The following is a 16,662-nucleotide window of genomic DNA, read 5'->3' on the forward strand; positions in this document are numbered from 1 at the left end:
AATGTTGAGTATCCAGATCCCCAAAAAATGGTAGATGAGGTTCATGACATGCATGCTCACATGGCCATTTCAATCTGGAGTTCTTTTGGCCCCCAAACAAAACAGTATCGCGCATTGGATAGTATCGGCGCGCTGATGAATTTTAAAACTTGGCCATTATCCGGTTCTGAATTGTGGCCGCCCCGCCCCGATTATCCCTCAGGCGTAAGAGTATATGATGCCTACAATCCAAAGGCTCGTGACATATATTGGAGATATCTAAAGCGTCTTTGGCTCTTAGGAATAGATGCTTGGTGGATGGATTCCACTGAACCCGACCATCTTGACTTCAAGCCATCAGACTTGGATGAGAAAACATACCTCGGCTCATTTAGGAGAGTACGTAATGCCTTCCCTTTGATGACTGTCGGCGGCGTTTACCAACATCAAAGACGTGTTGATTCAAGTAAAAGAGTATTTATTCTTACTCGTTCAGCATTCGCTGGCCAGCAACGATATGGCGCCAATACCTGGTCCGGTGATGTGACAGCATCATGGAAAGCCTTAAGAGACCAAATTTCTGCGGGATTGAATTTTTCACTTACAGCCATTCCTTATTGGAACTGCGATATAGGGGGTTTTTTCCTAACCAAATTCCCTAAAAAATTAAATGATCCTGAATATCGTGAATTATATTTACGCTGGTTGGAGTTTGGTACCTTCACACCGATGATGCGTTCTCACGGTACCGATGCTCCACGTGAGATTTACCAATTTGGCAAGAAAGGCGACAGGTATTACGATGCCATCGACAAATACATCAATCTGCGTTATCTGTTGTTGCCCTATATATACTCCACGTCCTGGGGTGTGACCCATAACCAATCGAGCATGATGCGTGCCTTGGTGATGGATTTTCCAAAGGATAAAAATGCGCTCGACATTAATGATGAATATATGTTCGGAAAGTCATTTCTTGTCTGTCCGGTAACAGAACCAATGTATATAAAAAAAACCGGCGAAGGTAGAAATACGCTTGTAACAGACGACTTCAGCCAGGTAAAAGCGAAAGAGTTGTACCTGCCGGCTGGAACTGATTGGTATGACTTCTGGACGGGTGAAAGAATTTCCGGAGGGAAAAAAATAAATAAGAATACTCCCTTTGATGTTATTCCTTTATATGTAAAAGCCGGATCTATTCTCCCCATTGGCCCTAGGGTACAATACGCCAAAGAAAAGAAATGGGATAACCTGGAAATCCGTATTTATCCGGGCGCGGATGGAAAGTTTGTACTATATGAAGATGAGGACGATAATTACGATTACGAAAAAGGTATGTTTTCTACCATCAATTTTAATTGGGATGATAAAAATAAAAGTTTGACGATCAGTAACAGAGAGGGTTCTTTTCCGGGAATGCTTGCTGAGCGGAAATTCAGGATTGTGGTTGTTAAAAAAAATGAGGCTACAGGGCTGAATGCAGTAATAGAACCCGATAGAGTGATTGATTATAGGGGAGCAAAAGTAACCACTAAATTATAGTGCAATTGAACCACGTTTTGATGCTTCTAAATGATTTTTCAGAGATCGATTCATTTTTGTTTTTCATTGGTCTATCATAATAGATCCTTTAAATAAATTTTAAATAGTAATAATGCTTATTAAAAAAAACATCTTTTTTGCGCTTATTTTTACATTGTTCAGTGTAAGCCTGCAGGCACAAAATCCAATCATTAGAGGTATATTTTCGACCGACCCAGCACCAATAGTTTATCATGACACTGTTTTCTTATATACCGGGCACGACACAGCCTCAGTAACGGCGACAAATTATAAAATGCCTGACTGGCATGTATTTTCCTCTACCGACATGGTAAATTGGAAAGATTATGGTGCGGTTTTGTCCCCACATACTTTTTCTTGGGCCACCGGAGATGCGTATGCCTCTCAGTGTATCGAAAGAAACGGCAAATTCTATTGGTACGTGGCGACATTTCATAAAAAAGATAGTATAAGTAATGGGGGCGCAGCAATTGGGGTAGCCGTTTCGGATCGTCCTACGGGGCCTTTTAAAGATGCAATAGGCAAAGCTTTGATAACAAATGAGATGACGACTGATATGAAATACGGCTGGGACGATATCGACCCTACTGTATTCGTCGATGATGATGGTCAAGCCTATCTCTTCTGGGGTAATGGTAGTTGTAAATGGATTAAGCTAAAGGAAAATATGGTGGAAGAAGACGGACCAATCACCACTTTTAAACCAAAACATTATATAGAAGGTCCTTGGGTGTACAAGAGAAAGGATCTGTATTATCTTTTGTATTCAGGGGCAGGCACAAAACCTGAAATGATTGAATACTGTACGGCGAGAAACATTCGGGGGCCATGGACATACCGTGGGATTATAGAAGGAAATGTTTCCAATAGTTTTACCACGCATACCGGGGTGATTGATTATAAGGGCGAAACTTATTTCTTTTACCATAATGGCGACTTGCCAACCGGTGGCAGTTATCGTCGATCCGTTTGTGTCGATTATATGCATTACAATGAAGATGGGACTATTCAAAAAATTGTACAAACGAAACAGGGCGTAGCAGCTGTAAAATAATTTATTAATTAAACAAAGTTGAAAAGAGAGTAGGATGAACAGTGACATATTGCCTCAGTAATGATTCAACTTTATTAAAATCGCATTAAATTTTTAAAATAAAACGATAAATGGAATTAATAACATTACCAAAGAAAGGAATAATAAGGATATTAAGTTTTGTTTTGTTTTTCTCGATGGCATTCTTTGAAAGCAAGGGGCAAAACCCCATTATACAGACAATATTTACAGCAGATCCGGCGCCAATGGTATATCATGATACAGTATTTCTGTATACTTCACATGATGAAGCAAGTGCACCAGAAGGAAGTGGAGGTTTTCGCATGAGAGATTGGAGATGTTTTACTTCCACCGATATGGTGAATTGGACAGACCATGGTGCCATAGCCTCATTGAAGGACTTTAAATGGGGACCACAGGAAAATGGTGCTTGGGCTCCTCAGTGTATTGAAAGAAATGGCAAATTCTATCTTTATTGCCCCTTACACGGCAAAGGGATCGGAGTATTAGTGTCTGATAGCCCCTATGGACCTTTTAGGGACCCGTTGGGTAAAGGATTGATTGATACGGAACCTATTTGGAATAATATAGATCCTACGGTGTTTATTGATAGTGATGGTCAAGCCTATCTCTACTGGGGCAACCCAGATTTGTATTTTGTTAAGCTTAATGGTGACATGATTTCCTATTCGGGAGCGGTTAATAAACTGTCTTCGAAGCCGCAAAATTATCAGGAAGGCCCTTGGTTTTATAAACGAAAACAACACTATTATTTAGCCTATGCTTCTACCTGCTGCCCTGAAGGCATTGGTTACGCAATGAGTGATAGCCCAACTGGTCCTTGGGTATATAAAGGATATGTAATGGCCCCGACTCCCAAATCTTCCGGCAATCATCCAGGTATCATTGATTACAAAGGACACTCTTACGTATTTGGATTTAATTATGAATTGAATTATCGTTTAACCAGTAAACACCACGAACGACGCTCGGTTTGTGTCGAAGAGTTCACCTATAATGCCGACGGCACCATTCCTGAATTACCATGGTGGACAGACCCAGGTGTGAAGCAGATCGGCACGCTAGACCCTTACAATAGGGTTGAAGCGGAAACAATAGCTTTTAGTGAAGGTGTTAAAACAGAAAAAAACACGGCGTATCAAAAAAAAGAAGCTGATCAGGTATTTGTTACATCCATTAATAATGGAGATTATATCAAAGTTCAGGGCGCGAATTTTTCAAAGGGCGCATCCAGCGTACAAGTGAATGTTGCTGCCTTGCATGGAGGAAAGATTGACATTCATACCGACAGGATCGACGGTCCATTATTGGGTGTGGTTGAGGTTAAAGCTTCTGGTGAAGAAGATTCTTGGAGAACAATTACGACACCGGTCAAAAATATCAAGGGAGTTCATGACTTATTCCTTGTATTCAAAGGGAATAAGGATCTATTCAATTTTGACTGGTGGAAATTTAATCAAGGAGCTAAATAATTTTTTATTTAAGTATAAAAAATGTAGCGTAGAGAATATGATGAACATAAAGAAGTTAGAAATATAATTAAGAAAGATTTTTGTTTTGTGAACCAAAATCAATCATAATGAGCACCCTAAACGAAGACAAAATAAAAAAATGAATTATAAAAAAACAAGAAGGGTTTAGGCAGGATCATTAGCTTAATCCAATAATCTAAACAAAATTCACAACCGATTCCGTCGCGAAGGTTTTTAACGTTACGGTAATTATTTTTCCATTAATGAGAATCAATAATAAAAATATAAGCAGTACCTGTTAAAATGCACAAACTCATGATAATGCTCAAAATGAAATTGACTATTGTATCAATACTATTTATTTTTTTGAATGCAATTACGGGATTGTCTCAAAAATTGACAGTGCAATCGCCTAATCAAAAAATTTCGGTGTCCTTGTTTGCTGACCAATCTACTAGTTCAGGTAAATGGTATCTCAATGCTGTATATCAGGATAATGGTAAAAAAACTGTTGCTATTCCTAAAATAGATTTGGGATTGACAAGAAGTGATCAGGACTTTTCAAAAGAGCTGAAATTTCTGAAAGCCGGTAAGCCAGTTTTAATGAATGAACGATATACTGTTTTACACGGCAAAAAATCTATCTGTACCAACGCTGCAAACGAAGTGGTCGTGTCCTTTGAAAATCCCTCTGGAGCAAAATTAAATATTATTATCAGGGTTTATAACGATGGTATCGCTTTTCGCTATGAATTTCCTGAAAAAGAAGGGACATTTGTAATAAAAGATGAATTAACTGCTTATACCATACCTAGGGAAACTACCCGATGGATGGAAAAATGGAATCCTGCCAATGAAGGGCTATATATAGAGATGAGTGGTGATAAGATATTGCATCAAGATTGGTCTTACCCTGCCCTTTTTAATACAGGCGACAAATCCTGTTGGTTTTTGCTACATGAAGCAGATTTAAACGAATCGTATTGCGGAACTAAATTGAGCAATGCAATTGATACCACCAAATATAAACTGACTTTTCCCGATCCAAAAGATGGTAGGGGATTGGGTGCCTCACAGCCAACAATAACACTTCCATGGAAATCGCCCTGGCGAGTAATTATTATGGGAAGTCTTGCAAATATAGTAGCATCCACTTTGGTGGAAGATGTCTCTACCCCTTCCGTTATAAAAAATACAAGCTGGATTAAACCGGGGATTGCATCATGGAATTACTGGTCTAGTAATCACGGAACAAAAGACTATAAAATCGTGTGCGCGTTTGCAGATTTGGCAGCACGGATGAATTGGCCTTATACTTTATTGGATTGGGAATGGGATTCTATGGGCAATGGTGGCAACATGGAAGATGCGGTTAAATATATTTTGTCTAAAGGCGTAAAGCCATTGATATGGTATAATTCCGGCGGGCCACATAACTGGGTTAGTTCAACGCCGAGAGATCGGATGCTTACGCACGAAAACCGTGTTGCAGAGTTTACCAAGTTAAAGAAATTGGGTATCGTGGGCGTCAAGATCGATTTTTTCGAAAGTGAGAAGCAGAATATGATTAAGTATTATCTCGATATCTTAAAAGATGCGGCAGATTTTCAAATGATGGTTTATTTCCATGGTTGTATTGTGCCGAGAGGCTGGTCCAGAACTTATCCGAACCTGATGACAATGGAAGCCGTAAGAGGAGCAGAATGGTATAATAACGGACCTGATTTTACTATGACTGCCCCTGAGCACAACACGATATTGCCGTTCACAAGGAATGTGGTAGGGCCGATGGATTATACCCCAGTCACTTTTACTAATTCCCAATACCCTCATATTACTTCCTACGGACATGAATTAGCGCTAAGCGTATTATTCGAATCTGGCATACAGCACTTCGCAGATCGCCCCGAGGGATATGATCAGTTACCTGATGCGGCAAAAACATTTTTAAAAGAAGTGCCGAATGCTTGGGATGATACTAAGCTGCTTGATGGTTATCCTGGTAAAGACGTAGTCATCGCCCGCAGAAAAGGAAACAATTGGTATGTTGGCGGCATAAGTGCCTATCAGCGTCGGGAAATGAATGATACCGTAAAGTTTGACTTTTTACCCGATGGCGTTAAGTATAAGCTAACGCTAATAGCGGATGGCAATAATGATAAAGATTTTTTAACGAAGTATATGGTTGTAGACAAATCAAGTTCCGTGGAAGTTAAGTTACTGCGGCACGGTGGTTTTGTTATGTCATTGGAGCCTTTTGATTGAAAGCATCGGGAAAATCAAAAGACCTTTTCAAACCAACAGATAAGAATTAATCTACAATGAAATCAAGTATTTTTCTTTTATTTACCATCCTTATCCATACGATAACGTTCGGACAAGTTTATCAAAGCCACCACTTGCAGGAAGATCGGCTCTCTATTCAACTTTCTGAAGGTGTATTGAATATTATTCCACTTTCGGATAATGCCATTAGGATACAATGGGAGAAGAATCACATCAAAGAAAATCGTGAATTTATTCTCATCAACAAACTTCCGGTTCCATTATTTAAGTTCGGCGAAACCAGTTCAAAATTGAAACTTAGTACCAGAAAGATAACGGTACTTTTCAATAAGAAAACGGGCGCAATTGATTATGCGGACAATACCGGAAAAATTTTCCTCAGGGAAATAGCCGGAAGTAGGAAATTAACACCTGATTCTGTTTTGGGTAAGCCTTGTTTTGTCGCAGAACAAAGTTTTGATTCACCGCCTGATGAATTTTTGTTTGGATTAGGTCAGTTCCAGGATGGGCAATACAATTTGAGAAACTTGCCGCGTAAATTGATACAGGTTAATACGCAAATCGCCATTCCATTTCTTTATTCCAGCAGGGGATATGGCCTATTGTGGCATCAGTATGGGCTCACAATGTTTAATCCTGCCGATAATAAAATATTACTTACAAAAAAGGATACTGTTGGTGGCGGAAAAGAAGATATGGAAGTAACGACTACGGCCGGGACCCAAAAAGTATCGCAAAGACAATCTTTATATACAGGCAAATTTACTGTTAATAAAGATGGAGCCTATTCTTTCATGCTGGACTTAGGTGGTATGGAAAACCGTCACTTGTTGATAATTGACGGTGAAGCTGTTATTGACCAATCAAGTCTCTGGCTTCCGCCTGCAGTGGGGAAAATTGTAAATCTTAAAGCCGGTGAACACTCCGTGCAGGTAGTTTGTAAAGCATCAAATACACCTGAATTATCTTGGAAGCTAACAGGTAACGAAACAACATTTCGTTCGCCAAATGCAAAATCACTTGATTATGTGGTATTCTATGGGAAAGATGCCGATGATGTTATTACTAGTTATCGAAATCTTTCAGGCAATGTACCTATGCTTCCTTTGTGGGCTTATGGTTTTTGGCAATGTCGTGAACGTTATACTTCCAGCAAGCAACTTGTTCAAACAGTCGAAGAATTTCGTAAAAAGAAACTTCCAATGGACGTGATCGTTCAAGACTGGCAATATTGGGGTAAATACGGCTGGGGTGTTCCGAAATTTGATGAAACGAACTATCCGGATCCAAAGAAATTCATTAAGCAACTGCATGATTTAAATGCGCATCTTTCGGTGTCTGTTTGGGAAAACCTTGATAAGAAATCTGAAGTAGCCAAACCCTATGTAGCAAAAGACCTTTACATACCCAATAGTCCTTGGATAGATATTTATAATCCCGAAGCAAGAAAGACACACTGGAATGCGTTGAATACAAATCTGTTTAGCAAAGGTGTTGACTCCTGGTGGATGGATGCTACAGAACCAGAGAACGATGCACTAGTTGGTAAACAGACTTATTTTGGTTTAGGAAATTTTTATCGGCTTACTTACCCGCTTTTTGTAAGCAAGGCAGTTTATGATGGCCAACGCAAGACAAACCCTGATAAACGTGTAACGATTCTTACCCGTTCTGCCTTTGCAGGGCAACAACGTTACGGAACTATAAATTGGTCGGGTGATATCGGAGGTACTTGGGATAGTTATAAACGGCAAATTGTAGCAGGGTTAAATTATTCATTAACCGGCATGCCTTATTGGACAACGGATATTGGCGGATTCTTTCGACCGGGACCGAGACAATATAAAGACAAAAAATATCATGATTTACTCACCAGGTGGTTTCAGTGGGGTACATTCAATTCAATATTTCGCATTCATGGTTACCAATCAGAAACGGAGCCTTGGAAATTTGGAGACACTGTCGAGACAAATATGCGTAGCATGTTGAACCTGCGCTATAGCTTATTGCCTTATATTTATTCTGAAGCGTGGCAGGTTTCCAGTAAAGGCTCTACAATAATGCGACCACTTGTAATGGATTTTAAAGACGACCCTGCTGCAATAGGACAATCTTATGAATATATGTTTGGTCCATCCTTTTTGGTGGCTCCCATTACAAAACCGGATATGACACAATGGAATGTTTATTTGCCGAAATCAATCAAATGGTATGACTTCTGGACAGGCATGCAATTCGCAGGTGGACAAATGGTTAAAACGGCGGCGCCGGAAGACAAAATCCCACTGTTTGTAAAAGCGGGTACTATTTTACCTATTGGCCCGCAAGTCCAATATGCCCAGGAAAAGAAATGGGATAATCTAGAATTGCGCATTTACCCTGGAGCAGATGGGAAGTTTGTTTTTTATGAAGACCAGGATGATAATTACAACTATGAGAAAGGTATGTACACCACCATTACTTTTAGATGGGATGATAAAAACAGTACGTTGACTATTGGTGATAGGAAAGGCTCATTTCCAGGAATGCTTACTGATAGAAAATTCAATATTGTGGTGGATACAAAAAATAAAGGTGCAAAAGCAAATGCAGTCGCGAAGCAGATTAAAACCGTGCATTATAATGGAGAGAAAATACGTATTAGGCTATGATACAGTCTTTTCCTTATTCTAATTAGAAAAGTAATAAATGGAATGGATACTAGGTTATCACAAAGGTGTCAATGAAAGGAGTGGAGCTCGATTTTTAATAAGAGGTGATTTGTTATTATTTCCTGATTTAAAGAATGAAATAACGTATTTATAGTAATTAAATTAAATGAATGTGTTTAAAATGATATTAGTGATGAAAAATTATATTATAGGAATCGTTGCGGTGATGCTGGCACTTTTTTCGACGGGCATAAAAGCGCAACACACGCATAAAGCGCATAATCCAATAATCTATGCGGACGTGCCTGATATGTCTATGATACGCGTAGGAAATACTTATTATATGAGTAGTACGACGATGCACTTTAGTCCAGGCTTACCCATAATGCAGTCCAAAGATTTGGTTAATTGGAAACTGATTAACTATGCATACGATACATTGGCCAATACAGACGCACTCAACCTTACTCATGGTAAGAGCACATATGGTCGGGGTTCTTGGGCAAGCAGCCTACGCTACCATAATGGCGTTTATTACGTTACTACGTTCTCGCAGACTACAAATAAGACATATATCTATAGTACAAAAAATATTGAAAAGGGTCCTTGGAAAAGGGTGAGTTTTGGCCCGGCGTACCATGATCATTCGCTGTTTTTTGATGATGATGGAAAAGTTTATCTACTTTATGGCAGTGGTAAATTAAGTTTAGTTCAACTGAACGCCGATTTATCCGGACCCAAAGAGGGGGGCATTCGACAAGTAGTCATTGAAAATGCTAGTTTGCCTAGTCAACGACATGGCGGGTTGGGGGCTGAAGGTTCTCAACTATATAAAATAAAAGGGAAGTATTATTTGTTTAATATTACTTGGCCTCCCGGTGGTATGCGCACGGTTGTAATACATAGAGCCAATAAGATAACGGGGCCTTGGGAGGGCAAAATAGGGTTTCAAGATAAGGGTGTTGCACAAGGTGGTTTAATTGAAAAGCAAGATGGTACTTGGTATGCTTATTTGTTCCGTGATTATGGTGCGGTTGGTCGTGTTCCTTATTTGGTGCCTGTAAAGTGGGAAGATGGTTGGCCGGTACTAGGCGTAGATGGTAAGGTGCCTGATGAACTCGATTTACCTGCGAATAAAAGTTTAATTCCGGGCATTGTTGCCTCCGATGAGTTTTCCCGTAAAAAGGGCGACGCACCTTTACCGTTGGTGTGGCAATGGAATCACAATCCTGATAATCATTTATGGTCAGTTACTGAACGAAAAGGTTTCTTGCGTTTAAAAACAGGAAGAATTGATACTTCATTTTTACTAGCCAGAAATTCTTTAACGCAAAGAACTATAGGCCCTGTTTGTTCTGGTATCACCTCTGTTGATGTATCTCATATGAAGAATGGAGATATTGCAGGGCTGGCATTACTACAAAAAGATTACGGAATGGTAGAAGTGAAGGTTAATGCTAATAATAAGTCAATTGTAATGGTTAACGCAGGCAAAGGGAAACCGGAAGAAGTGGCGAATATTCCACTAACGCAAACAAAAGTTTTCTTTAAAGCGCAGTGCGACTTTAGAGATAAAAAAGATACAGCGAGTTTCTTCTATAGTTTGGATGGAAAGAAGTGGCTGTCAATAGGTACGCCTCTTAAAATGTTATACACTATTCCGCAATTTATAGGCTATAGGTTTACGTTGTTCAATTATGCCACAAAAGAAACGGGCGGCTTTGTAGATTTTGATTATTTCCACATTTTAAATACAATAAGCTTATAAATAATTTAAAAATCAATAGGATGTCTTTAATTATACGGTTTGAGATAGTGTTTTATTGCAATGACTTAAAAAATGAAGTGGATTTGTCGACTAATTAAAATATGAAAATAAGTATCCAGTAAAAAATATAAAAACTTAGAATGAAATATTTGTTAACCATTTTGGTATCTGTTGCGAGCATATTGAATGTTCAGGCGCAACAAAGATTATATCCCAACGAATTTCCGTTACAGGATGTAACATTGCTTAATAGTCCTTTTAAAACTGCCAGAGATTTAAATATTAAAACTCTATTGCAATATAAAGTTGACCGGTTACTTGCCCCCTATTTAAAAGAAGCTGGATTAACGCCTAAAGATTCCAGTTATCCCAATTGGATAGGTCTGGATGGACATATTGGGGGTCATTATTTATCTGCTCTGGCAATGAATGTTGCTGCTACAAATAATGCAGAATGTAAAGCACGTATGAATTATATGATTGCAGAATTAGAGGCTTGTCAGGATGCAAATACACGCAATCATTCTTCCTGGGGCAGGGGCTATGTGGGGGGTGTTCCTAACAGTACGGCAATTTGGTCCACATTCCAAAAGGGAGATTTTAAAGCTTTTCATTCCGCATGGGTTCCATGGTACAATGTACATAAAATGTATGCAGGCTTGCGCGATGTTTGGTTATATACCGGCAATAAGGAAGCAAGAAAAATGTTTCTAGAATTTTGTGATTGGGGCATATTTATTACCTCTAAATTATCGGAACAACAGATGCAGTCGATGTTGGACACAGAACAAGGTGGCATGGATGAAATGTTTGCCGATGCTTATCAAATGACTAGCGAAAAGAAATATATTATTGCCGCCGAACGTTTTTCGCATCACATGATTTTAGATCCGATGTCTAAGGGAATAGATAATCTCGATAACAAACATGCCAATACACAGATTCCAAAAGTCGTAGGTTTTCAACGAATTGCTGAACTTACACAAAATAAAAAGTTTGTGGATGCTGCGCGCTTTTTCTGGCAAACTGTAACTAGCAATCGTTCTTTGGCTTTTGGGGGAAATAGCAGAAAAGAATTTTTTCCAAGTGCCGCTTCTTGTATGGACTATATAAATGATGTAGAGGGCCCCGAGTCCTGTAATTCCTACAATATGCTTAAGTTGACAGAAGATTTATTTAGAGCGCACTCACTTGCAAAGTATACTGATTATTATGAAAGAACATTGTATAATCATATATTATCCATTCAAAACCCCATTACAGGGGGGTATGTGTATTTTACGCCGGTAAGGCCAAGAAGCTACAAGGTTTATTCTGCGCCAAATGAGGCGATGTGGTGTTGCGTAGGATCCGGTATGGAAGATCATAGTAAGTATAATGAGTTTATTTATACCCATCAGCGAGATTCTTTATTTCTAAATTTATTTATTGCGTCAAATTTAAATTGGAAAGAAAAAGGCGTTGAAGTCCAACAGACAACAAATTTTCCTTACGAAGAAAAAACAAAGTTGATAATCACAAAAGGAGCTGCCCATTTTACCTTAATGGTGCGTTATCCACAGTGGGTGTCCAAAGGTAAATTACAAATAAAGGTGAACGGCAAAACGGTTTCTTATAGTGCGGAACCTGAATCCTATATCGGCATAAATCGTAATTGGAAAAAAGGAGATGTCGTAGATGTTTTACTGCCTATGCACAATAGCATTGAACATTTACCTAATGTACCCAATTATATTGCCATTATGCACGGTCCTATTCTTTTAGGCGCCAAGACGGGCACAGAAGATATGAAAGGTATGATTGCTGATGACAGCAGGTGGGGGCATATTCCAAGTGGTAAGATGTTGCCTTTAGATAAAGCACCCATCATTATCGCAGCTAATATGTCTGAGATCGCCAGTAGTTTGGTTCCGATAAAAAACAAGCCCCTTTATTACACCGTACGGAGTTTACAATTGATTAATCCGATTCATGTCGTTTTGGAACCCTTTTATAAAATTCAACAATCGCGGTATATGATGTATTGGCTAACGCTAACCAAATCTCAGTATCATTCTTACCTTGATTCGATTGCTAAATTGGAAACTGAAAAATTGGCTTTGCAAAGGAGAACTATTGATTTTGTGGCACCCGGTGAACAACAACCTGAAGTGGATCATAACTTACAAAAAGTAAATTCTAACAAAGGCAATCACTTAAATGAATTTTGGCGCGATGCGTCTAAAGGAGGTTATTTTAGTTATGATCTTTCTACCAACGGGCAATCAAATTTATCGTTGATGGTGCGCTATTGGGGTGCTGAGTGGGGCAATAGAAAATTTGATATTTATATTGATGATAAGAAATTCATAACGGTTGACAACACAGGTAAATGGAATCAGTCACGTTTTTTTAATATTATATATCCTATCGCGAATAATCAATTAAATGGCAGAAAACAGATAACTGTCAAATTTCAATCCTTACCTGGAAGTACCGCCGGAGCGGTGTATTATATACGTTTATTGAAAAATAAATAAGCGTATTTCCATGTTAACGGTTGTCTATATAACTATCGTCTAAAGATGAATTATAAAATGAAGAAGAAAAAACATAGAAACGTAATGCATAAATATAAAATCGTTCTGTTTGCGCTATTGCTTGCTTTTGCTCCGCGTTTATTCGCTCAAAACTTGCATAGCGATAATGGCGACGGTACTTATACCAATCCGGTAATTCCATCAGATTTTCCTGATCCCGATGTAATACGTGTTGGAGATAGTTATTATATGGTCAACACTACTATGTTTATTTTTCCTGGCGTTACTATTCTAAAGTCGCATGATTTGGTCAGCTGGCAATACTGTAGTAATGCAGTTCCAAGATTTGATTTTGGTAAGGCTTACAATCTGGATGGCGGCAATCGCTATGGACATGGTCAGTGGGCTACCAGTATTAAATATCATAATGGTAAATTTTATTTATTGTTTATTACCTTAAATGAAGGGGGATTTATGTGTACCGCTAGTAAGGCAGAAGGACCGTGGAAAATTACACACTTACCGAAAGGGTTTTATGATCCCGGACTCTTCTTTGATGATGATGGTAAAGTCTATGTGGCGCAGGGATATGGTAAAATATCTATTACGGAAGTAAATGACAGCCTGGTTCCTGTGGGTCCGGACTCACTCGTTTTTACAGGAAATATCCGTGGTGGGTTGGAAGGAACACACGTTTATAAAATTAACGGCTATTATTATTTATACAGTACTTATGGAGGAAGAGATGGTATTCAGGTGGCTTTAAGATCTAAAAATATTTACGGTCCCTACGAGCAAAAAGTAGTAATAAGCGATAGTTCCAAAGGAATAAATTTTGGTATTCATCAAGGGGCGTTGGTACAAACGCAAACCGGACAGTGGTGGACAATGCTTTTTGTAGATAGAGGCGCCTTTGGCCGTTTTCCATCTCTACAACCCGTAACTTGGGTGGATGGCTGGCCAATGGTTGGAGTTAATGGTCATGGCGTGATTACTTATAAAAAGCCTAATGTAGGCAAAACTTATCCTATAAAATCTTTGCCTACTTCGGATGAATTTAACCATAATTATTTAGGGATGCAGTGGGGCTGGAATCATAACCCGGATGCTACCAAATGGTCACTTACGCAAAGGCCTGGCTATCTAAGATTGCATACCGTAAATGTTGTTTCAGATTTTACTTGGGCGCGTAATACCCTTACACAACGTCCTTTTGCTCATTATGATCAAAATATCCCAACAGTTGCTACTATAAAAATGGATGTTTCAAAGATGAAAGAAGGTGATATCGCAGGGTTAGCCGTTTTCCAAATGCCTTATGCGTACATCGCAGTGAAGCAAGTTAGTGGACAAAAATATATAGCAATGATTAACAATGGAGAAACGATTGATTCAATAAAAATAAGTGAGTCGCTTGTATATCTACGTGCCACCATGTCTAGTAAAACGAATAAAGCAAGTTTTGCATATAGTACCGACAATAAAAACTTTAAACATTTGGGTAATGAGCTGCATATGCAGTTTAGTTTAAAAATATTTACGGGAAATAAGTTTTGTCTATTTAACTATCCTACAAAATCTACAGGCGGGATCGTCGATATAGATTGGTTTAGGGTGAAATAAATCTTACAAAATGGAAACAAAAATTAAATATTGATTAAAATGAAATTGAAAGAAATGGTAAAATTCATGTTCTTAACGACCCTGCTTGTTGGACAGATACTTGTGTGTCATGCACAAAGCGGCTCCTATCGTATCACTAGCCCGGATAAAAATATTGAAGTCACTTGTTTTCCGGAGCAAGCCAGTTACAATATTTCTTATAAAGGACAATTAATCCTTCACGACTCAAAATTGGGAATAATAAGGGCAGATGCTGATTTTTCAAAAGACTTGAAAGTAATCAACGTGACAAAGCCCGTATTAGTAAAGGATAATTATACTATGCTCAACGCGAAGAAAAAAAATATGGTTTATACGGCAAACAGAAGCGTAATAGAAACCCAAATCCCATCAGGTAAAAAAATGAATATAATATTTCAGGTTTCCAACGATGGGGTTGCATTTCGATACACATTTCCGGAAAAATCATCCGCTATAAAACGTATTACAGCCGAAGCGACTAGCTTTCATTTTTATCCATCTACAAAGGCCTGGCTGCAGCCTAAAACGGAAGCGCAGTCAGGGTTTGGTCATTCCAACCCTTCCTATGAAGCGCATTACAAGATGGACATTCCGGTAGGTACCCCTTCGCCCGGCCCTAATGGTTGGGTATATCCGGCCCTGTTTAAATACGATAATGTTTGGGTGTTGATTACTGAGGCCGCCCTTGGACGGACCTATTGTGGTACCGCACTTCAGCAATATTGTAGTAATGGAGAATATAAAATTAATTTCCCGGAAGCTCCGGAAAAAATTGGAAATGGTGCTCTGGATCCTGAATCGACATTGCCCTGGAATACACCGTGGAGAATAATTGCCTTAGGAAATCTTAAGACCATAATGGAATCTACTTTGGGTACAGACCTTGCTTTTCCTGCAAAAAAAATGGATGCTTCTTTTATTAAGCCTGGTAAAGCTTCTTGGAGTTGGATATTGAAAAAAGATGACTCCACCGTCTTTAAGGTGCAAAAAGAGTATATAGATTTTGCGGCCACTATGCATTGGCAATATTGTCTTATCGATGCGGATTGGGATCAAAAAATTGGTTACGATTCAGTAAGAATTTTATCAAATTATGCACAGAAAAAAGGAGTGGGGTTACTGCTCTGGTATAACTCGGCTGGTGACTGGAACACGGTGGCATATACACCAAGAAATAAATTGCTCACCCATGCAAGTCGTGTAAAGGAATTTTCGCTTTTGCATTCGATGGGCATTAAAGGCATAAAAGTCGATTTCTTTGGTGGCGATGGCCAGTCAATGATCAACTATTATCAGGATATTTTAGAGGATGCAGCTACTTATCATCTATTGGTAAACTTTCACGGCGCGACACTTCCGCGAGGCTGGCAACGAACTTATCCAAATTTAATGACCACAGAAGCAGTCTATGGTTACGAAATGATCACTTTTAATCAGAACGATGCTGACTTAGCCCCACAACATATGATTATGTGTTCGATGGTACGCAATGTTTTTGACCCAATGGATTTTACACCCATGAATCTATATGAAGTCCCACATATCAAAAGAGCGACAAGCTCCGCTTTTGAATTGGCAACTTCTGTTGTTTTTCTATCGGGTATTCAGCATTACGCAGAAAGTCCTCAGGGCATGGCCCATGTACCGCAGTATATAAAAGGATTTCTTAGAAAGCTACCCAACAACTGGGACGATGTAAAGTTCT

General features: G+C 38.9%; 9 protein-coding genes. All 9 read left to right on the top strand.

Annotated elements, in window-relative coordinates; genetic code table 11:
* The coding region (locus tag ACQR30_RS16955; protein WP_429736961.1) for a TIM-barrel domain-containing protein at positions 1 to 1,521 on the top strand (1,521 nt) is incomplete at its 5' end.
* 112 nt (positions 1,522 to 1,633) lie between these two features.
* Positions 1,634 to 2,596 (top strand): glycoside hydrolase family 43 protein, encoded by a 963-nt coding sequence (locus ACQR30_RS16960; RefSeq protein ID WP_429736963.1) that lies wholly within the window; start codon positions 1,634 to 1,636, stop codon positions 2,594 to 2,596.
* Between the two features lie 110 nt (positions 2,597 to 2,706).
* Complete coding sequence (locus tag ACQR30_RS16965) at positions 2,707 to 4,089, top strand: glycoside hydrolase family 43 protein (protein ID WP_429736964.1); 1,383 nt, start codon at positions 2,707 to 2,709, stop codon at positions 4,087 to 4,089.
* Positions 4,090 to 4,410: 321 nt separating this feature from the next.
* Complete coding sequence (locus ACQR30_RS16970; protein ID WP_429736965.1) at positions 4,411 to 6,354, top strand: glycoside hydrolase family 97 catalytic domain-containing protein; 1,944 nt, start codon at positions 4,411 to 4,413, stop codon at positions 6,352 to 6,354.
* A gap of 56 nt (positions 6,355 to 6,410) precedes the next feature.
* Positions 6,411 to 9,026, top strand: coding sequence for a TIM-barrel domain-containing protein (locus ACQR30_RS16975; protein ID WP_429736966.1), 2,616 nt, complete (start codon positions 6,411 to 6,413; stop codon positions 9,024 to 9,026).
* Positions 9,027 to 9,219: 193 nt separating this feature from the next.
* Positions 9,220 to 10,794: a glycoside hydrolase family 43 protein gene (locus ACQR30_RS16980; RefSeq protein ID WP_429736968.1), complete on the top strand. Its 1,575-nt coding sequence runs from the start codon at positions 9,220 to 9,222 to the stop codon at positions 10,792 to 10,794.
* A gap of 140 nt (positions 10,795 to 10,934) precedes the next feature.
* On the top strand, positions 10,935 to 13,313 hold the full coding sequence (locus tag ACQR30_RS16985) for a beta-L-arabinofuranosidase domain-containing protein (RefSeq protein WP_429736969.1): 2,379 nt from the start codon (positions 10,935 to 10,937) through the stop codon (positions 13,311 to 13,313).
* A gap of 57 nt (positions 13,314 to 13,370) precedes the next feature.
* Positions 13,371 to 14,936: a glycoside hydrolase family 43 protein gene (locus ACQR30_RS16990; RefSeq protein WP_429736970.1), complete on the top strand. Its 1,566-nt coding sequence runs from the start codon at positions 13,371 to 13,373 to the stop codon at positions 14,934 to 14,936.
* 39 nt (positions 14,937 to 14,975) lie between these two features.
* Positions 14,976 to 16,662: glycoside hydrolase family 97 catalytic domain-containing protein (locus tag ACQR30_RS16995; protein ID WP_429736971.1), on the top strand; the 1,687-nt coding region annotated here is incomplete at its 3' end.

This window comes from Arachidicoccus sp. (assembly GCF_050436765.1).
GTDB lineage: Bacteria > Bacteroidota > Bacteroidia > Chitinophagales > Chitinophagaceae > Arachidicoccus.